The sequence below is a fragment of the Mycolicibacterium baixiangningiae genome, from assembly GCF_016313185.1.
GTDB classification, from domain to species: domain Bacteria; phylum Actinomycetota; class Actinomycetes; order Mycobacteriales; family Mycobacteriaceae; genus Mycobacterium; species Mycobacterium baixiangningiae.
In genome coordinates, this window is record NZ_CP066218.1 from 4,546,663 (window position 1) to 4,565,925 (window position 19,263).

A 19,263-nucleotide genomic window follows, 5' to 3' on the forward strand; every position below is an offset into this window, starting at 1 on the left:
GGGTGTTCCCCCAGGTAGGCGGCCGGTAAACCTGCAGAATGTGTGCGGTCTGCGACAGCGGGCGCCCGGCGGGGCCGCCGTGTCGGCCTGCGGCCGTACTATCCGGCCGTGTCCCGCAGCACTCGCGTCAAGCTCTACGTCGCGCTGGGCGCGGCCGCGGGTCTCACCGCCCACCTGCTCGGCGTCCGGTCAGAACTCGCCGTCGCCGTCGCGGTCGCGGTCCCCCTCCTCGTCGCCGCCGCACCGCGGTTCCTCCTCGGCGCCATCGCCGGGGCGACCACGTCCCAGGACGCCGAAATGTCGGGCACGGAATTCGAGGACCACATCGCGCACATCGCCCGGTCCTGCGGCGTGCCGGTGATCATGACGCCGTTGACCGGCGACTGGGGCGTCGACATCATCGTCGGCCACCGTCCGAACCGCGTGGCCGTCCAGTGCAAACGGCAGTCCCGCCCGGTCGGCGCGGGCGCGGTGCAGGAGGTGGTGGCCGGCGCACCCATGCAGGACTGTGTGCGAACCATGGTGGTGACGAACAACGAATTCACCCCTGCGGCACGCAAACTCGCCGAACGTCACGGATGCGAACTGGTCGGCCGCACCGAACTGCCCCGGCTCCGCTCGACGATCCGCCGGCTTACCTCGCCGGCCGACGTCAGCCCAGCGCCCGGCGCACCGCGTCCACCGCGTCGTCGATCTCCGCCCGAGACACCGTCAGCGCCGGACGGAAACGCACCGAATCCACCCCGCTCGCCAGCATGATCACGTGCCGCTCCCACAACCGTCGGATCAGGGCGTCGCGCTCCGCCGGGGTCGGGAGGCTGAACGCGCACATCAGACCGCGACCCCGGACATCGCCCACCACGCCCGGGAACTCGGCGGCGAGGTGTTCGAGCCGGGCCTGCAGGTAGCCACCGGCGTGTGCGGCGCGCTCCAGCAGACCGTCGGATTCGATCACCTCCAGGATGCGTCGTGCCCGCACCATGTCGGCGAGGTTTCCGCCCCAGGTCGAGTTGATGCGCGAACTGACCGCGAACACGTTGTCGGCGACCTCGTCGACACGCCGCCCCGCCATCACACCGCACACTTGCGTCTTCTTGCCGAAGGCCACGACATCCGGGGTGAAGCCGAGCTGCTGGTAGGCCCACGGCGTCCCCGTCATGCCGCATCCCGTCTGCACCTCGTCGACGATCAGCAGCGCATCGAACTCGTCGCACAGCTCGCGCATGGCGGCGAAGAACTGCGGCCGGAAATGACGGTCGCCGCCCTCCCCCTGGATCGGCTCGGCGATGAAGCAGGCGATGTCGTGCGGATGCGCCTCGAAGGCGGCCCGCGCCTGCCGCACCGACTCGGCCTCGACGTCGGCCATGGCGTCGTCGTCGAGGCCTGGCCGAACGTAGGGTGCGTCGATGCGCGGCCAGTCGAATTTCGGGAACCGCGCCACCTTGTTCCGATCGGTGTTGGTCAGTGACAGCGTGTAACCGCTGCGACCGTGGAACGCCCCGCGCAGATGCAGCACCCGGGTGCCGAGATCTGCCGGCAGACCGCGGGATTCATTGAGCCGGCTCTTCCAGTCGAAGGCGACCTTGAGGGCGTTCTCCACGGCCAGGGCGCCCCCGTCGACGAAGAACAGGTGTGGCAGCGCGGGGTCGCCGAGCACGCGCGCGAAGGTGTCGACGAATCGTGCCATCGGTACCGAGTAGACGTCGGAGTTGCTCGGTTTGTTGACGGCGGCCGCAGCGAGTTCGGCGCGGAAATCGGCGTCGGCGGCCAGGGCGGGATGGTTCATCCCGAGGGCTGAGGAGGCGAAGAAGGTGAACATGTCGAGATAGCGTTCACCGGTGCGGGCGTCGACGAGGTACGAACCCGACGACCGGTCGAGGTCGAGCACCAGATCGAGCCCGTCGGCGAGGATGTTGCGGGCCAGCACGTCGTGCACCTCGGCCGGGGTGACAGCAGGAACGGCAGTACGCGTCAACATGTCGGTCATGCCGCCACCTTATCGGATTTTTTACGGTCCACCGACCTATATGCGCCACGACTTCCTGTCGACGTGCGCGTGTGGCGGTGGTGCTCCAGGGGTAGAGCGAAGGGGTGATCAGACCCCCCGGCATCGGGCTGCTGTCCGCCCCGCTCCGGACCGCCGAGACGCTGGGCCGTACCGCCGCCGCCGTCGCACTCGAAGCCCTCGGCGGCCCCACCGCGCGACGGTGCCAGGCTGTCGGGAACCGCTGCTGGGTGGAGGTGCGCGGCCTCGGCGGTGACCACAGCGCCGCCATCGCCACCGAAGTCGTCCGTGCGGTCAAGGAGCTGACGGGCGTGCGCTCGGTCGCGTTGAACACCACCGTCGCGCGGATCGTCGTCACCGTCGACGACGACGGCCCGTCACTGCCGGAGCTGCTGCGGACCGTCGGCGATGCCGAACAGGCGGTCGACGCCGCCGCGCGGCGCACCCGGCCGATGAACCTGCCGGGCGACGATGCGGTGCTGGCCGCGCGCACCGCGGGAGCGGCATTCTCACTGGCCGGGCTCGGCCTGTCGGTGACCGCGTCGATGATGCGGCTCCGCGGACTGCCCGAGGTGGTCTCCGCCGTACCGACCCTCGTCGACCACATGCCCCGCCTGCGTCGGCAGGTCGAGGGCAGGCTCGGCCCGGACGGCACGGATCTGCTGTTCGCGGCGGCCCACGCCACCATGGCGACGCTGACGGTCTCACCGATCTCGGCCGCCGCCGAAGCCGCCCAGCGCACCATGCTCGCCGCGGAGGCGTGGAACGACCGGGCGGCGTGGCGCCGCCACGAACCGGCACTGGCCCAGCACGCGTCCGACGACCGCCCACCCACCAAACGGGTCTCCCCTCCCGAAGGCACACCCGACCGTTACGCCGACCGGGCCGCCACGGTCGGGGCGGTGGCCGGGCTGGCCCTCGGGGTGTTGTCGGGCAATCTCGCGATGGCAGGCGAAGCGGCCGTCGTCGCCACCCCCAAGGCGCTGCGCACCACCCGCGAGGCGTTCGCCTGCGCGCTCAGCAGGGGGTTCACCGCCCAGCACGGCGGCCTCGTCCTGCACCCGCGCGCACTGCGCACCCTCGACCGCATCGACACGGTGGTGATCGACCCCCGGGCACTGCACACCGACGACCTGATGGTCAGCCGCGTGCGCGGGCTGACCAACTCACACCGCAGCCGAGCCTGGCAGGCCGCGCGCAAGGCGCTGGCCGGCGGCACGCTGACCGCCGGCTGGCACCCCATGTCCGACATCCCGGGCGCCGGCGAGGACGGTGAGGTGCTGGTCAGCCACGTCCGCGACCCCTACGCCGCCGCGGTGGTGGCGGAGGCACGCCGCACCAGGCCGCGGGTGGTCTCCATCGCCGATGACGGATTGCGTTCCCTGGCACAGGGATTCGACCATCTGCATCCGGTCGGAGAGTCCGCCGACGACGCACTGGCCGAGGCGGTGGCCGCGGCCAAGGCCGAGGGTGCGACCGTCGTGCTGATCACGACCGCCGATATGACCACCCCGCACGCCGCCGACGTCACCGTCGGCGTGCTCCGCGAGGGCAGGCCGCCGCCGTGGAGCGCCGATCTGCTCGTCGACGACCTCACCGGCGCGTGGCGCGTTCTGCACGCGCTGCCGGCCGCCCGCGCGGCGAGTGAGAAAGGTGTCGAACTGTCGCTGTCCAGTTCATCGGTCGGCGCGCTGATGCTCATCCCGGGCGTCCCCGGCCGGGGTCCCGTCTCGGTGCAGGCGGGCTCCATGGCCGGGCTGCTGTCTGGATTCGCGGCAGGCAACCGGGTGTTCCGCGACGAGGTGCCCAGTGCCGAACCGGGCCACGACTGGCACGCGCTGCCCGCCGACGAGGTGGCGCACCTGCTGCCCCGGCGCGACGGACCCGTCGACGACGGGTCCGAACGCCACCTCGTGCCCCAACCCGTTGTGGGCGCATGGCATTACGTCCGCGACTTCGTCGGCGAGGTGCGCGCCAACCTCGCCGACCCGCTCACCCCGATCCTGGTCACCGGCGCGATCGCCAGCGCCCTGCTCGGGTCACCCTTCGACGCCGCACTGGTGGGCGGGGTGCTGCTCGGCAACGCCGCGCTGTCGGCCGAGCAGCAGTTGCACGCCGAACGCATCCTGCGGCGACTGCTCGCCGTCCAGGATCCCCCGGCGCGCCGGCGGCTGGGTGCCGACGAGGCCGACGGTGCCGAGGAGGTGGCCGCCAAACGGCTGCGGCCCGGTGACGTGATCGAAGTGCGCTCCGGTGAAGTGGTCCCGGCCGACGTCCGGTTGACCGAGGCCGTCAACCTCGAGGTGGACGAATCCTCGCTGACCGGAGAGTCGCTACCGGTGGCGAAGGAGACCGATCCGTCGCCCGGCGCACCGCTGGCCGAACGGTCCTGCATGCTCTATGCCGGGTCCACGGTCGCCGCCGGCAGCGCGGTCGGCATCGTGACCGCGGTCGGCCCGAGTTCGGAGATGCAGCGCGCGATCGCGATGGCCCCGTCGAAGGCCAGGGAGATCGGCCTGCAGGCCCAGCTGCGCCGGATCACCGGCCGCGCGCTGCCGTGGAGCCTCGGCGGCGGCGCGCTCGTCGGGCTCCTGTCGACACTGCGCCGCACCCCGCTGCGCGAATCCGCCTCCAGCGCCGTCGGTGTCATGGTGGCCGCGGTGCCCGAAGGGCTGCCGTTGGTCGCCACGCTCGCGCAGTTGGCGGCCGCGCGGCGGCTGTCCGGCGAGTCGGTGCTGATCCGCAACCCGCATTCGGTCGAGGCGTTGGCCCGCGTCCAGGTGGTGTGCTTCGACAAGACCGGGACGCTGAGCGAGAACCGGTTGCAGGTCAAGGCATTACGGTCGGTGACGGGGTATACCGACGCCGATGTGCTGGCCAAGGCCGCCAGCACCATCGTGGTCAGGAACGGGCAGCGCAGTGAACACGCCACCGACGACGCCATCCTGCGCGCAGCCAACGGTGACGACCCCGAGGCCGGCAGCCGGGAACCCGACGCCGTGCTGCCGTTCCAGTCGGGCCGCCCCTACGCCGCCGCGCTCACCGGGAACCGGCTGACCATCAAGGGCGCCCCCGAGCGCATCACCGCCGCGCTGGCCGAAGACGACGCGGCGCTGTCGTCGCTCCTCGACGAGATGACGGCCCAGGGGTTGCGGGTACTCGCCGTCGCCGAGTGCGATCTGAGCGACGAGGACGCCGAGAACGCGGCGAGCGACCCCGAACGGCTCGAGCAGCTGTGCGCGCGCAATTTGCGGCCCGTCGGCGTGGTCGGGCTCGCCGACACCCTGCGGCCCAGCGCCGGTGGCCTGCTGCGGGCGCTCGGCGACAAGGGCATCGGCGTACGGCTGATCACCGGCGACCACCCCGTCACCGCGTCCGTCGTCGCAGGAGACCTCGGACTCGACGTCACCCCCGACGAGGTGGTGACGGGCGACGAGTGGGAGAACATGTCGGCCGACGAACGCGCCACCGCCGTCGCCGAATACGCGGTCTTCGCCCGGATGACGCCGGAGCACAAGGTCGACGTGGTGCAGGTCCTCGAGGACAGCGGTGTGGTGACCGCGATGGTCGGCGACGGCGCCAACGATGCCGCGGCGATCCGGGCGGCCAGTGTCGGCATCGGAGTGGCCGCCGCGGGCAGCGACCCCGCGCGCACCGCCGCGGACGTGATGCTGCTCGACGGGCGCATCGAGGCCCTGCTCGACGCGATCGACGAGGGCAACCAGCTCTGGCGCCGGGTGCAGTCGGCGGTGTCGGTGCTGCTCGGCGGCAATGCCGGCGAAGTGTGCTTCGCGCTGATCAGCAGTCTGCTGACGGGGCGGTCGGTGCTCAACGCGAGGCAGATGCTGCTGGTCAACATGCTCACCGACGCACTTCCGGCCGCCGCGCTCGCGGTGAGCCCGCAGTCCGACACCGGTGCGGCCGACCGCGACGAGGCGGCGATGTGGCGGGCGATCGGCATCCGCGGCGCGGCCACCACGACCGGTGCGACCGCAGCCTGGCTGATGGCCAGCGCCACCGGCACACCGCGGCGCGCCGCCACCGCCGCACTGATCGGCCTGGTGTCCACCCAGATGCTGCAGACGCTGCTCGACTCGCACGGCCCGCTGGTGGTGGCCACGAACATCGCGACCTTCGCCGCGATGATCGGCATCATCAGCATTCCGGCGGTCAGCCAGTTGTTCGGGTGCACGCCCGTCGGCCCGTTCGCGTGGGGTCAGGCGTTCCTCGCCGCCGCCGGGGCGACGGCGATCTCGGCCGTCGCACCCGCAGTGCTGGAGCGTCTCACCGGGATGGGGTCAACCGTCGTCGACTCACAGGCCGGCGACTCACAGGCCGACGACTCACTCGTCGACGACTCACTCGTCGACGATGACCACGACGCCGGCGCGGATGAGGACGGCGTAGATCTCGCACAGCGGCGGGGTGAGCAGACGGACGGCGCCACCGAGCAGCGCGTCCTGGCCAAGACCGGCAAGTAGGTTCGCCATGACCGATGACGCTAAGCCGAACCGACGAACGGAAGGTGACGCAGACGTGACCGGTGTCCCATCACATCGTGACGTCGCGGACCGGGTGGCCGGCGCCGACCGCTTCGCGATCTCGTTGCCCGTCATCGGACGGGTGCCGTTTCCCCGCCCCGACCAACTCGCGTTCTATGCCGCGCTGGCCGGGCTCGTGGTCGTGGAACTCGTGGAGTGGCCGGTGGCCGTGGCGATCGGCGCGGGTCACGCCCTGATCAACCAGAGACAGGAAAAAGCAGGTCCTGACGCACCGTGACCGTAATTATTACGGTACGTGCTGACGTCCCTCGTAAAATGTCTGTAGAATGATCGTGCTTCGGGTCCGCACGTTCGCCGCCGTCCGGATCTGCTGCAGCAGATCCTCGAGCGCACGTGCCGAACCGACGCGCACCAGCAGCACGTAGCTCTCGTCTCCGGCCACCGAATGGCAGGACTCGATCTCGGCTATGTGTTCGAGACGCGCGGGCGCATCATCGGGTTGGGACGGGTCGAGAGGGGTGATCGCGACGAACGCCGACAGCTGGTGTCCGACCGCTTCCGGGTTGAGCCTCGCCTGGTACCCGGCGACGACGCCGCGCGACTCCAACCGGCGCACGCGGGACTGCACCGCCGACACCGAGAGACCGGCACTCGCCGCCAGATGCGCGAGCGTGGCGCGACCGTCGACCACGAGTTCGCGCGCCAGGATGCGATCGATCTCATCGAGCGGCGCAGGTGCGTGCGGGTGCTCGTCGGATTCACCCATGGCGGCACTGTAACCGAGGCACCGCGGCTCCAACCGGCCGCGACACTCACGAAATAGACACCCACGACATAGACACCCACGACAAGGACAGCGATGACCACCACCTCCCCCGCACCCGCGGCCACCACGCCGGCTTCCCCGGAAGAGGCGACCCTGCCGACCGCCGACGAACTCAGGGACCGGGTGCGGACGGCGTTCGACGCGATCGGCGCGACCGCACACCTCGGCGCCCCGGGTGAGGACGGCCTGCCCGCCAGCACACCCATCACCGGCGAGGTGCTGTTCACGGTCGCCGAGAGTTCTGCGGCACAGACCGAGGCCGCGATCGAGGCGGCCGCCGACGCCTTCACACAGTGGCGCACCACCCCGGCGCCGGTGCGCGGCGCGCTGGTCGCCCGGCTGGGGGAACTGCTCGTCGAACACAAGGCGGCACTGGCGACCCTGGTGACCGTCGAAGCGGGCAAGATCACCTCCGAGGCACTCGGCGAAGTGCAGGAGATGATCGACATCTGCCAGTTCGCGGTGGGCCTGTCACGCCAGCTGTACGGCAAGACGATCGCCTCGGAGCGCCCGGGCCACCGGCTGATGGAGACGTGGCATCCGCTCGGTGTCGTCGGGGTCATCACCGCGTTCAACTTCCCGGTGGCGGTGTGGTCGTGGAACACCGCGGTCGCGCTGGTGTGCGGTGACACGGTCGTATGGAAGCCGTCCGAACTCACGCCGCTGACGGCGATCGCCTGCCAGGCGCTGCTGCAGCGGGCCGCCGGCGACGTCGGGGCGCCGCGAGCCGTCGGCCAATTGGTGCTGGGTGGACGGGATGCCGGCGAGACGCTGGTGGACGATCCGCGGGTGGCGCTGCTCTCGGCGACCGGTTCGATCCGGATGGGTCAGCAGGTCGGACCGCGGGTCGCGCAGCGATTCGGCAAAGCGCTGCTGGAACTGGGCGGCAACAACGCCGCGATCGTGACGCCGTCGGCGGACCTCGACCTCGCGGTGCGGGCGATCGTGTTCTCGGCCGCGGGCACCGCGGGCCAGCGCTGCACCTCCCTGCGCCGGCTGATCGTCCACCGGTCGGTGGCCGACGACCTCGTCGAGCGGATCGTGGCGGCGTATCGGCAACTGCCCGTGGGTGATCCGGCGGCCGACGGAACGCTGGTCGGCCCGCTGATCCACGAAACCGCATACCGCGACATGGTCGCCGCACTCGACGCGGCGCGCTCCGACGGCGGTGAGGTGTCCGGTGGCGAGCGTCGGCAGTTCGAGGGTGAGCGCGGTGATACCTCCTTCTACGTCACCCCGGCGGTGGTGCGGATGCCCGGCCAGACCGCGGTGGTGCACGCCGAGACGTTCGCGCCGATCCTCTACGTGCTGACCTACGATGACCTCGATGAGGCCATTGCCCTGAACAACGCTGTCCCCCAGGGCCTTTCCTCAGCCATCTTCACCCTCGACGTCCGGGAGGCGGAGCGCTTCCTGGCCGCCGACGGTTCGGACTGCGGTATCGCCAACGTCAACATCGGCACCTCCGGGGCTGAGATCGGCGGTGCGTTCGGCGGTGAGAAACAGACCGGCGGCGGGCGCGAATCAGGATCGGACGCGTGGAAGACCTACATGCGCCGCGCCACCAACACCGTCAACTACTCCACCGAACTGCCCCTGGCGCAAGGCGTGCACTTCGGATAGCGGTCCCCCGGATCACCCGCTGCTCCACCAGATCGGCCCCGCGCGCCACCCCACCCGTGGCGGCGAAACCGTCTGCGACGCGGCGTGCGCCTGCCGTCGTCGTCAGCGCGCGCTCGACCCCGGCGCGCAACCGCGGCGGGGACAGGCGCCGGGCCGGCAACCTGGTGCCGCACCGCGCCGCCTCCACCCGGCGGGCCACCTCGAACTGGTCGCGGCCGTAGGGCACCGCGCACACCGGGACTCCGCGTGCCAGCGCCTTCTGGGTGACGCCCATACCGCCGTGGGTGACCGCGCAGATCGCGCGGTCCAACACCGGTCCGTGCGGGAGAAAGCCTGTCACGGTTGCGTTGGCGGGCACCGCGATACCGTCGGGGACGCCTGCGGGACAGGTCGCGACGACGTGGACGGGCGCATCGGCGAGCGCGGTCAGCACGGTGGCGACGAGCGTCGAATCAGCTTGTTTCACCGACGATGTCGTGACCAGGACGATGGGCCGGTCGATGTCGTCCAGCCATGTCGGTGCCGCGGCGCCCGCCGGGTCGTACTCACACGGCCCGATCATCTCCACCGCCTCACCCCAGCCCGGATGCGGATATTCGAATGGTTCACCGCCGGCCACCAGCATGAGCGGCGCGCGACGCAGAACCGCATCCACGTCGCGCAGCGCAGACAACCCGCGGATGGAGCGAAACCCGTTGAGGTGGAGCATCATCGGCGTGTCGAACACATGCTGAACCACTGCGCGCACACCCAGATCGCGCACCCGCCCGACCACACCCGGCCACGGCGCCATACCCGCACCGACCGGCGGCATGCCCGGCGAGGTGAGGAACGGTGTGTACGGGGAGAACACCGCCCACGGGATGTCGGAGGCATCCGCGACCGCCATCGCGCCCCAGCAGTTGATGTCGATCAGCAGCGCGTCCGGACCGACCCGGGCGATCGCGTCGTCGAGGTCGTCCAGTTCGTGGGCGCCGCGCCCTCCGAACGTCTCGATCGTCATCCGCAATACCGCCCGCCCGCTGCTGGTCCGCCAGTCCTCGCTGACGATGCCCTCGATGCGGGGATCGACGTTGTCCGCGGTCATTCCGGCCGCGCGGGCCACGGGCACGCCGCCCGCATAGGTGCGAACGTGCACCCGGTGTCCGCGCCCGGCCAATTCAACGAGGAGCGCGAGCATCGGGAGGAGGTGGCCCGCCGACGGTGAGGTGTAGGCCAGGATGGTCGCCATCGCGACCACCTATACCCGCCTTCAGCAGCGCGTCTCAGGTGCGGGCGGTGACGGTTTTCTTACGCGCACCGGAGGTCTTGCGCGGACCGCTCGGCGAGGATGCCGACGTCTCCGCGGGTCCGGTCTCCGCGGGTCCGGTCTGCGCGTCACCGGTCCGCCCGAGTTGGCGGGCCAGCAGCGCGGTCCCGCCGACGGCGGCAAGCACCGGCCATTCGACCAGCCCGACGGCACCCACCGCCCCCATGGTCAGCAGCGCCGCGGGGGTGGAGTGGCTGCCGCTGCTCAGTCCCTCCCGGATCCCGTTCGCCGCGCCCCGCACTCCCCCGACGATTCCGTTGACGGCCGCACCGCCCACCGCACCGGCCGCCGCGGTGGTCGCGTTGGCGGTCTCGGTGACCAACCGGACCGCACCTCCGACGATGTTCATGGCACTCCTGCCTTTCGCTCGACCATCTATCGGAGTACCCGCGGATCCCCGTGCCACGCAGCTTCGGCAGTATCGGCCCATGGATATCGACAACAGCGTCGTGGCGATCACCGGGGCCGGTTCGGGTATCGGGCGGGCGCTCGCGCAGTCCTTCGCCGCCGCGGGCGCCCGGGTGGTGCTCGGCGATGTCGACGACGCCGGGCTGGCGGAGACCACCGAGCGCCTCGCCGCGGGCGGAGCGACGGTCACCAGCCTGCGTGCCGACGCGAGTTCGGCCGACGACATCGCGGCGATGATCGCCGATCGACCGGTGGACGTATTCGTCGCCAATGCCGGCGTCGTCGGCGCACCGGGCCTGGGCGCCGAGGCGGACTGGGACCGCATCCTCGAGGTGAACCTGCGCGCCCACGTCCGCGCCGCCAGGCTCCTGGTGCCGCAGTGGCAGACCCGTGGCCGCGGGCATTTCGTGAGCGTCGCGTCGGCGGCGGGCCTGCTCACCCAGATCGGCGACGCCGGCTACGCGGTGACCAAGCACGCCGCGGTGGGGTTCGCCGAATGGCTCGCGGTCACCTACGGCGACGACGGCATCGGCGTGACCTGCGTCTGCCCGATGGGGGTCGACACCGCGCTGCTGTCGGCGATCCGGAACTCGCCCGATGTCGCGGTGCGATTGGGCGCGGACTCCGTCGTCAACGCCGGCACCGTCATCAGCCCACGTGAGGTGGCCGAGCAGACCGTCGCCGCCGTCCGCGACGGCCGCTTCCTGGTCCTGCCCCACCCCGAGGTGCACGACATGGTGGCCGGCAAGGTGGCCGACCACGACCGGTGGATCGCCGGTATGCAGCGCTACCAGCGGTCCCTGCGCGGCTGATCTTCACGCTCGGCGTAACCCGCCCGCCGGAACTTGTCGGTGGGAGTTGTCACCATGGAGGGGATGACGCAGCATCCGAGCCAGCCTCCGACGAACGCCGACGGCCTCTCCCGGTTCAGTCCCCTGACCCGGGAGTGGTTCGCGGGCACCTTCGTCGAACCGACCCCGGCGCAGGCGCAGGCCTGGTCGGCGATCGCCGACGGGGACAACACGCTGGTGATCGCGCCCACCGGGTCGGGTAAGACGCTCGCCGCCTTCCTGTGGGCCATCGACCGCCTCGCCGCTTCGGAACCCCGGCCCGCCGGTGCGGGCACCCGCGTGCTCTACGTGTCCCCGCTCAAGGCGCTCGCCGTCGACGTCGAGCGCAATCTGCGCACCCCGCTGACCGGTATCGCCCGCATCGCCGAACGGCACGACCAATCCGCACCGGACATCCGAGTCGGCGTCCGCTCCGGGGACACCACCCCGGCCCAGCGCCGCGAACTCGTCACCCGGCCACCCGACATCCTCATCACCACGCCCGAGTCGCTGTTCCTGATGCTGACCTCGGCGGCCCGCGACACGCTCGCCGAGGTGCAGACCGTCATCGTCGACGAGGTGCACGCGCTGGCGGCGACCAAACGCGGTGCCCACCTGGCCCTGTCGCTGGAGCGGCTCGACCAGCTCACGGAGCGGCCCGCGCAGCGTATCGGCCTGTCCGCGACGGTCCGCCCTCCGGAGGAGGTGGCCCGGTTCCTGTCCGGCCACGCGCCGACGACCATCGTCGCCCCGCCGGCCGCCAAGACGTTCGACCTGTCGGTGCGGGTGCCGGTGCCCGACATGGCGGATCTGGCGAACAACACCATCTGGCCCGACGTCGAGGAACAGATCGTCGATCTGATCGAGGCGCACCGCTCCTCGATCGTGTTCGCGAACTCCCGCCGCCTCGCCGAGCGGTTGACTTCGCGGCTCAACGAGATCCACGCCGAGCGAACCGGCGCCGCACTCGACGGCCGCAACGACCGCGTCGGCGGAGGCGCGCCCGCGCAACTGATGGGCAGCGGCCAGTCCTTCGGCGCCGAACCGCTGCTGGCCAAGGCCCATCACGGTTCGGTCAGCAAGGAACAGCGGGCGCTTGTCGAAGACGATCTGAAGAGCGGCCGGCTCAAAGCCGTCGTCGCGACGTCCAGCCTGGAACTCGGCATCGACATGGGTGCGGTCGACCTCGTCATCCAGGTGGAGACGCCGCCGTCGGTGGCCAGCGGGCTGCAGCGGGTGGGCCGGGCCGGCCATCAGGTCGGCGAGATCTCCCAGGGCGTGCTGTTCCCCAAACACCGCACCGACCTGATCGGCTGCGCGGTGAGCGTGCAGCGCATGCTGGCCGGCCAGATCGAGACCATGCGGGTGCCCGCCAACCCGCTCGACGTGCTCGCCCAGCACACCGTGGCGGCCGCGGCACTAGAACCGCTCGACGCCGACCGCTGGTTCGATGCGGTGCGGCGCAGCGCACCGTTCGCGACCCTGCCCCGCAGCGCATTCGAGGCGACCCTCGACCTGCTCTCGGGCAAGTACCCGTCCACCGAATTCGCCGAACTGCGGCCGCGGCTGGTGTACGACCGCGATGCCGGCACACTGACCGCGCGACCGGGCGCGCAGCGCCTGGCCGTCACCTCCGGCGGCGCCATCCCGGACCGCGGAATGTTCACCGTCTACCTGGCGACCGACTCCGAAAAGCCCTCGCGCGTAGGTGAACTCGACGAGGAGATGGTATACGAGTCCCGGCCCGGCGATGTGATCTCGCTGGGCGCGACGAGTTGGCGCATCACCGAGATCACCCACGACCGCGTCCTGGTGGTTCCGGCGCCCGGGCAGCCGGCGCGGTTGCCGTTCTGGCGCGGTGACGGGGTGGGCCGGCCCGCCGAACTCGGTGCGGCCGTCGGCGCGTTCACCGGGGAGCTCGCCGGGTTGGGCACCGAGGCGTTCGCCGAGCGCTGCCGCACCATGGGATTCAACGACTACGCGATCGACAACCTCTACCGGTTGCTCGACGATCAGCGTCAGGCCACCGGCACCGTGCCCACCGACACCACGTTCGTCGTCGAGCGGTTTCGCGACGAACTCGGTGACTGGCGGATCATCCTGCACTCCCCGTACGGCCTTCGCGTGCACGGCCCGCTCGCACTTGCGGTCGGGCGCCGCCTGCGGGAGCGCTACGGCATCGACGAGAAACCGACCGCCTCCGATGACGGCATCATCGTGCGGCTGCCCGACACCGACTTCGAATCCGGTGGTGCCGTGTCGTTCGCCGACCTGTTCGTCTTCGACGCCGAGGAGATCGAACCGATCGTCACCACCGAGGTCGGCGGGTCGGCGCTGTTCGCGTCACGCTTCCGCGAATGTGCCGCGCGCGCACTGCTGTTGCCGCGGCGTCATCCCGGTAAGCGGTCACCGCTGTGGCATCAGCGCCAGCGCGCCGCGCAACTGCTCGACGTCGCCCGCAAATACCCGGATTTCCCGATCGTGCTCGAAGCCGTGCGCGAATGCCTGCAAGACGTCTACGACGTGCCCGCCCTCGTCGAGCTGATGCACCGGATCGCCCAGCGCCGGCTGCGGGTGGTGGAGGTGGAGACCGCGACGCCGTCGCCGTTCGCGGCCTCGCTGCTGTTCGGCTACGTGGGCGCGTTCATGTACGAGGGCGACAGCCCGCTGGCCGAACGTCGCGCCGCCGCACTGTCATTGGACAGCACGCTGCTCGCCGAACTGCTCGGCCGCGTCGAACTGCGCGAGCTTCTCGACCCCGACGTCATCGCCACCACCGCACGACAGTTGCAACACCTCGCCGAGGACCGGCTCGCGAGGGACGCCGAGGGCGTCGCCGACCTGCTGCGGCTGCTGGGCCCGTTGACCGCCGAGGAGATCGCCGAACGCGCCACCACCGATGACGTCGGCGGCTGGCTCGAGGGCCTGCTGACGGCGAAGCGGGTGCTGACGGTGTCGTTCGCCGGTCGCACCTGGTGGGTCGCGATCGAGGATGTCGGCCTGCTGCGTGACGGCGTCGGGATCGCCGTCCCAGTGGGCGTCCCGCTGTCTTTCCTCGATCCGGTGGCCGATCCACTCGGTGAGCTGATCGGCCGGTACGCACGCACCCACGGCCCGTTCACCACCGCCGAGGCGGCGGCGCGGTTCGGCCTCGGCCTGCGGGTCACCGCGGACGTGCTGGGCCGGCTCGCGGTCGACGGACGGCTGGTGCGCGGCGAGTTCACCGATGCCCCCCCGGGGGATCCCGCGGGCAGTGAGCAGTGGTGCGACGGCGACGTCCTCAAGATCCTGCGGAGGCGCTCGCTGGCCGCACTGCGGGCACAGGTGGAGCCGGTCAGCACCGCGGCCTACGCCCGGTTCCTGCCGGCGTGGCAGCACGTCGGGTCGACGCACAGCGCGGGAGTCGACGGGCTGGCGTCGGCCATCGACCAGCTCGCCGGCGTGCCGATCCCGGCGTCTGCGGTGGAACCGCTGGTGTTGTCGCAGCGGGTGCGCGACTACCAGCCCGCGATGCTCGACGAGCTGCTGGCCAGCGGCGAGATCATGTGGTCGGGTGCGGGCCCGATCGGCGGCGGTGACGGCTGGATCGCCTTCCACCACGCCGACTCGGCACCGTTGACCCTCACAGCGCCGGTCGAACTCGAATTCACCGACACCCACCGGGCCGTCATGGAGACCCTCGGCGCGGGCGGCGCTTACTTCTTCCGTCAGCTCGCCGGCGAGGACTCCGAACAGTTCAAAACCGCTCTGTGGGAACTGATCTGGGGAGGCTGGGTCACCGGGGACACCTTCGCCCCGGTGCGCGCGATGCTCTCGGGCAGCCGGCGGTCCACCGGCAGGCGCGGCGCCCCCGCACACCGCCAGCGGGCGCGCCCACCGCGGTTGAGCAGCTACAGCATCGCCCACGCCCAGACCCGCGCGAGTGACCCGACCGTGGCCGGCCGCTGGTCGGCGTTACCCGCTGCCGAACCGGATTCCACTGTGCGCGCCCACTTCACGGCCGAACTGCTGCTCAACCGCTACGGTGTGCTCACCAAGGGAGCGGCCGCGTCCGAAGGTGTCCCTGGCGGCTTCGCGATGCTCTACAAGGTGCTGACCGCCTTCGAGGACGCCGGGCGGTGCCAGCGCGGGTACTTCGTCGAATCGCTGGGTGGCGCGCAGTTCGCGGTCGCGTCGACCGTGGACCGGTTGCGGACCTACCTCGACGAAGTCGACAAGGAACGCCGCGAGTACCGCGCCGTGGTGCTGGCCGCCGCCGACCCGGCCAACCCGTACGGTGCGGCGCTGCCGTGGCCGACGCGCACCGCCGACGGAGAGGCCGAGGGCTCGCACCGGGCCGGGCGCAAGGCCGGCGCGCTGGTCGCGCTCGTCGACGGGGAACTCGCGTGGTTCCTCGAACGAGGCGGCCGGTCGCTTCTGAGCTTCACCGACGATGCCGACGCGCAGCGGGCGGCGGCGGCGGCACTGGCCGACCTGGTGAGTCGCGGCCGGGTGCAGTCGCTGCTGGTCGAGAAGGTCAACGGCGTGGCAGTGTTGGAACCCGCGCAGGGCGGCGTACGCGCCACCGTGCACGACGCGTTGACCGCCGCCGGGTTCGCCCGCACCCCGCGCGGTCTGCGGCTGAGGTGACCACCTGGAAGGGGTGAGCGATGCCCGAAGGAGACACCGTCTACCGCACCGCCACGGCGCTGCGTGAAGGCCTCGAGGGCAAGACGCTGACCCGCTGCGATGTCCGCGTCCCGCGCTACGCCACCGTCGATCTGAGCGGTCACGTCGTCGACGAAGTGCTCAGCCGCGGTAAGCACCTGTTCATCCGGGTCGGCCCGGCCAGCATCCATTCCCATCTGAAGATGGAGGGCAGCTGGAAGGTCGTCCCGGCGTCGCGCCCCAGCCGGGCCGGGTACCGCATCCGGATCATCCTCGAGGCCGGCGAGGGCGAGCAGGCGGTGCAGGCCGCGGGCATCGACCTCGGCGTGCTGGAGATCCTCGACCGCGGAAACGATATGGACGCGGTCGCCCACCTCGGACCCGATCTGCTCGGCGACGACTGGGAGCCCCGCATCGCCGCCCAGAATCTCGCCGCCGACCCGGAGCGCCGATTGTCCGAGGCGCTGCTGGATCAGCGGATCATGGCCGGTGTCGGCAACGTCTACGCCAACGAACTGTGCTTCGTCACCGGCCACCTGCCGACGGCACCGGTGGGCGCCCTCAAGGATCCGCTGCGAATGGTGCAGCGGTCCCGGGACATGCTGTGGCTCAACCGCTCCCGCTGGAACCGCACCACCACCGGTGACACCCGTCCCGGTCGCGACGTGTGGGTGTACGGCCGGGCCGGGAAACCCTGTCGTCGCTGCGGCACACCGATCATGCGCGATGGCAACGGTGACCGTGTGTCGTACTGGTGCCCGCACTGCCAACGCTGACCCGCCGCGCACACCGCCGAGACTACGGTTGTTGACGCTTTCCAGGCGATTTCGCGCAACAACCGTCGTCTCGGCGTCGGTGTGTCTAGCCCGGCAACGCCAGCTTGACGATCTTGCGCACCACGGTGCCGAACTGGCGGGGCAGCGGACCGGTGTTGTACGGCAACCCGTAGCGGCGGCAGATGTCACGCACCGTGGGCGCCAACTCGGCGTGGCGGTGGGCGGGGATGTCCGGGAACAGGTGGTGCTCGATCTGGAACGACAGGTTGCCGCTGAGCAGGTGGAACAGCCGACCCCCGGTGAGATTCGCCGAACCGAGCACCTGGCGGAAGTACCACTGGCCGCGGGTTTCGGCCTTGGTCTCCTCGATCGAGAACTCCTGCACGTCTTCGGGGAAGTGCCCGCAGAAGATGATCATGTACGACCACACGTTGCGCATGAGGTTGGCGGTCATGTTGCCGGTGAACACCCACGGCGCGAACGGCCCGGCCAGCAGCGGGAAGGCCACGTAGTCCTTGAGCGTCTGCCTCTGGGTCTTCCGCCAGATGCCCTGCAGGATCTCGCGTTTGTCGGCGATGCTGATCTCACCGGCACGGATGCGCTCGGTCTCCAACTCGTGCAGCGCGACACCGTATTGGAACAGCACCATCAGCAGGAACGCGTAGACCGGGTTGCCCAGGAAGTACGGCTGCCAGCGCTGGTTCTCGCTCATCCGCAGGATGCCGTAGCCGATGTCGCGGTCCATGCCCACGATGTTGGTGTAGGTGTGGTGCATGTAGTTGTGCGAGTGGCGCCACTGGTCGCCCGGGCAGGCGTTGTCCCATTCGAACTTCTTGCTGGACAACGCCGGATCGCCGGTCCAGTCGTACTGGCCGTGCATGACGTTGTGGCCGATCTCCATGTTGTCGATGATCTTCGACAGGCCGAGCATCGCCGTGCCGGCGAGCCAGAACGGCGGGAAGATGCCGCCGAAGAGCAGTGCGCGGCCGCCGACTTCGAGCGTCCGCTGCGCCTTGATGACGTTGCGGATGTAGGTGGTGTCGCGTTCGCCGAGGTCGGCGACCACCTGTTCGCGTAGTGCGTCGAGTTCGCGGCCGAGCGCGTCGAGCTGGTCGGCGGACAGGCGCACGGTCTTTCCCGCGACGGTCTTCTCGACGGTTTTGCCTGCGGCGGTCTTGCGTGCCGGAGCAGTGGTGGTGATGGTCATGTCTTCACATCCCTTTCTAAAGTGCGATCTCGACGTCGCCGACGGGTGCGGACACGCAGATCTGCACGTCTTCGGAGTCGACGCCCGACACCGCGCCGGTGATGAGGTTCTTCACCACGCCGCTGGTCTTACGGCGGGTGCAGCTGTGGCAGATGCCCATTCGGCATCCACTCTCGGGGGTGAGCCCGGCGGCCTCGGCCTGCTCGAGCAGCGGGCGACCGTCGTCGGTCACCTCGACCCCACTGTCGGCGAAGCTCACCTGGCCTCCGGACGATATGCCGGAGAACGTCGGCGGGACGAAGCTCTCGGCGCGGACATCGGGGCGGACGGCGCGAACAGCGTCGACGAGCGCGGGTGGCCCGCAGACGAACACCGCTGTGTCCGCGTCGGCGTCCGGCAGCGCGGCGGCGAGGTGCTCGGCGCAGAACCGGCCGTGCAGATCGGTGCCCGCGGTGTCACGGGTGTAGCCGTGCAGCACCCGCACATCGGGCATCGCCGCGAGTTCCTCGCGGTAACAGGCCTCCGCGGCGCTGCGCGCGTAGTGGATGAAGCCGACGTCGAGGTCGGCCCCGTCGGCCTGCAGCGTGCGCAGCATGGACAGCACCGGGGTGACCCCGCTGCCGCCGGAGACGAACAGGATGCGCCGCGGGCGGTCGGCGGGCAGGGTGAAGTCGCCGCCGACGGAGTCGAGCCCGACGACCATCCCGGGGCGGGCGTGGTCGCAGAGGTACGTCGACACCAGGCCGCCGTCGTGGCGGCCGACCGTCAACTCGATCAGATCCGCACCCTCGGCGCTGGTCGGCGAATAACAGCGGGTGCGGCGGCGGCCGTCGACCTCGACGGTGAGGTTGATGCGCTGTCCGGCCCGGAACCCGGTGAACACGTGATTCGGTTCGAGCGTCAGCGTGACACTGCGCGAGGTCTGGCGACGCACCGCGACGACCTTGGCGCGAGCCTCGCCCAGCGTCCACGTCGGGGTCAGGAGCTCGGTGTACCGGTCCACCCCGTGCGGCCCGGTCAGCAGGTCGAGCAGCGGAGAGCGCAGAACCCGCTCCCGCAGGCTCCGTGTGCGCATTTCAGCGAACATGTGTACACCGTGCGCCGATACACCGACATCGGTCAAGGGTATC

At 70.7% G+C, this 19,263-nt stretch carries 12 protein-coding genes and 1 pseudogene; 7 read left to right on the forward strand and 6 right to left on the reverse strand.

What is annotated here, in order from left to right; genetic code table 11:
• Nucleotides 1-108: 108 nt before the first annotated feature.
• Nucleotides 109-648, forward strand: a pseudogene (locus I7X18_RS21485) (restriction endonuclease); the annotation flags it as partial.
• 4 nt (nt 649-652) lie between these two features.
• Here I7X18_RS21485 and lat read toward each other — a convergent pair.
• Nucleotides 653-1,987, reverse strand: a complete 1,335-nt coding sequence (lat, locus tag I7X18_RS21490) for an L-lysine 6-transaminase (protein ID WP_193046011.1) — start codon at nt 1,985-1,987, stop codon at nt 653-655.
• A 104-nt stretch (nt 1,988-2,091) separates the two neighbouring features.
• On the opposite strand from lat, the gene I7X18_RS21495 reads away from it, so the two are divergent.
• The gene (locus I7X18_RS21495) at nt 2,092-6,486 is read left to right on the forward strand and encodes a cation-translocating P-type ATPase (protein WP_193046012.1); all 4,395 of its coding nucleotides are present in this window, start codon (nt 2,092-2,094) and stop codon (nt 6,484-6,486) included.
• Nucleotides 6,487-6,541: 55 nt separating this feature from the next.
• On the forward strand, nt 6,542-6,784 hold the full coding sequence (locus I7X18_RS21500) for a hypothetical protein (protein ID WP_226863508.1): 243 nt from the start codon (nt 6,542-6,544) through the stop codon (nt 6,782-6,784).
• Nucleotides 6,785-6,793: 9 nt separating this feature from the next.
• Here I7X18_RS21500 and I7X18_RS21505 read toward each other — a convergent pair whose 3' ends face one another.
• Nucleotides 6,794-7,273 (reverse strand): Lrp/AsnC family transcriptional regulator, encoded by a 480-nt coding sequence (locus tag I7X18_RS21505; RefSeq protein WP_193046014.1) that lies wholly within the window; start codon nt 7,271-7,273, stop codon nt 6,794-6,796.
• Nucleotides 7,274-7,366: 93 nt separating this feature from the next.
• Between I7X18_RS21505 and amaB the strand changes: the two genes are divergently transcribed.
• Nucleotides 7,367-8,956: an L-piperidine-6-carboxylate dehydrogenase gene (amaB, locus tag I7X18_RS21510; protein WP_193046015.1), complete on the forward strand. Its 1,590-nt coding sequence runs from the start codon at nt 7,367-7,369 to the stop codon at nt 8,954-8,956.
• Here the strand turns inward: amaB and I7X18_RS21515 are convergent.
• Nucleotides 8,907-10,187: a glycosyltransferase gene (locus I7X18_RS21515; RefSeq protein ID WP_193046016.1), complete on the reverse strand. Its 1,281-nt coding sequence runs from the start codon at nt 10,185-10,187 to the stop codon at nt 8,907-8,909. The genes amaB and I7X18_RS21515 overlap by 50 nt on opposite strands.
• A gap of 34 nt (nt 10,188-10,221) precedes the next feature.
• Complete coding sequence (locus I7X18_RS21520; protein WP_193046017.1) at nt 10,222-10,614, reverse strand: hypothetical protein; 393 nt, start codon at nt 10,612-10,614, stop codon at nt 10,222-10,224.
• Nucleotides 10,615-10,693: 79 nt separating this feature from the next.
• Between I7X18_RS21520 and I7X18_RS21525 the strand changes: the two genes are divergently transcribed.
• From I7X18_RS21525 to nei2, 3 genes are all read left to right on the forward strand, one after another.
• Nucleotides 10,694-11,485: an SDR family NAD(P)-dependent oxidoreductase gene (locus I7X18_RS21525; protein ID WP_193046018.1), complete on the forward strand. Its 792-nt coding sequence runs from the start codon at nt 10,694-10,696 to the stop codon at nt 11,483-11,485.
• Nucleotides 11,486-11,548: 63 nt separating this feature from the next.
• Nucleotides 11,549-16,132, forward strand: coding sequence for an ATP-dependent helicase (locus I7X18_RS21530; RefSeq protein WP_193046019.1), 4,584 nt, complete (start codon nt 11,549-11,551; stop codon nt 16,130-16,132).
• 20 nt (nt 16,133-16,152) lie between these two features.
• On the forward strand, nt 16,153-16,926 hold the full coding sequence (nei2, locus tag I7X18_RS21535) for an endonuclease VIII Nei2 (RefSeq protein ID WP_193046020.1): 774 nt from the start codon (nt 16,153-16,155) through the stop codon (nt 16,924-16,926).
• Nucleotides 16,927-17,011: 85 nt separating this feature from the next.
• Here nei2 and I7X18_RS21540 read toward each other — a convergent pair whose 3' ends face one another.
• Both I7X18_RS21540 and I7X18_RS21545 read right to left on the reverse strand, forming a co-directional pair.
• Nucleotides 17,012-18,133, reverse strand: a complete 1,122-nt coding sequence (locus tag I7X18_RS21540) for a fatty acid desaturase family protein (RefSeq protein ID WP_193046021.1) — start codon at nt 18,131-18,133, stop codon at nt 17,012-17,014.
• A 16-nt stretch (nt 18,134-18,149) separates the two neighbouring features.
• On the reverse strand, nt 18,150-19,220 hold the full coding sequence (locus I7X18_RS21545; RefSeq protein ID WP_193046022.1) for a ferredoxin reductase: 1,071 nt from the start codon (nt 19,218-19,220) through the stop codon (nt 18,150-18,152).
• Nucleotides 19,221-19,263 lie beyond the last annotated feature (43 nt).

What these genes read in the sequence shown, in the direction of transcription:
- lat (WP_193046011.1), bottom strand. Translation starts at nt 1,987, where the DNA reads ATGACCGACATGTTGACGCGTACTGCCGTTCCTGCTGTCACCCCGGCC.
- I7X18_RS21505 (WP_193046014.1), bottom strand. Translation starts at nt 7,273, where the DNA reads ATGGGTGAATCCGACGAGCACCCGCACGCACCTGCGCCGCTCGATGAG.
- amaB (WP_193046015.1), top strand. Translation starts at nt 7,367, where the DNA reads ATGACCACCACCTCCCCCGCACCCGCGGCCACCACGCCGGCTTCCCCG.
- I7X18_RS21515 (WP_193046016.1), bottom strand. Translation starts at nt 10,187, where the DNA reads ATGGCGACCATCCTGGCCTACACCTCACCGTCGGCGGGCCACCTCCTC.
- I7X18_RS21520 (WP_193046017.1), bottom strand. Translation starts at nt 10,614, where the DNA reads ATGAACATCGTCGGAGGTGCGGTCCGGTTGGTCACCGAGACCGCCAAC.
- I7X18_RS21525 (WP_193046018.1), top strand. Translation starts at nt 10,694, where the DNA reads ATGGATATCGACAACAGCGTCGTGGCGATCACCGGGGCCGGTTCGGGT.
- I7X18_RS21530 (WP_193046019.1), top strand. Translation starts at nt 11,549, where the DNA reads ATGACGCAGCATCCGAGCCAGCCTCCGACGAACGCCGACGGCCTCTCC.
- nei2 (WP_193046020.1), top strand. Translation starts at nt 16,153, where the DNA reads ATGCCCGAAGGAGACACCGTCTACCGCACCGCCACGGCGCTGCGTGAA.
- I7X18_RS21540 (WP_193046021.1), bottom strand. Translation starts at nt 18,133, where the DNA reads ATGACCATCACCACCACTGCTCCGGCACGCAAGACCGCCGCAGGCAAA.
- I7X18_RS21545 (WP_193046022.1), bottom strand. Translation starts at nt 19,220, where the DNA reads ATGTTCGCTGAAATGCGCACACGGAGCCTGCGGGAGCGGGTTCTGCGC.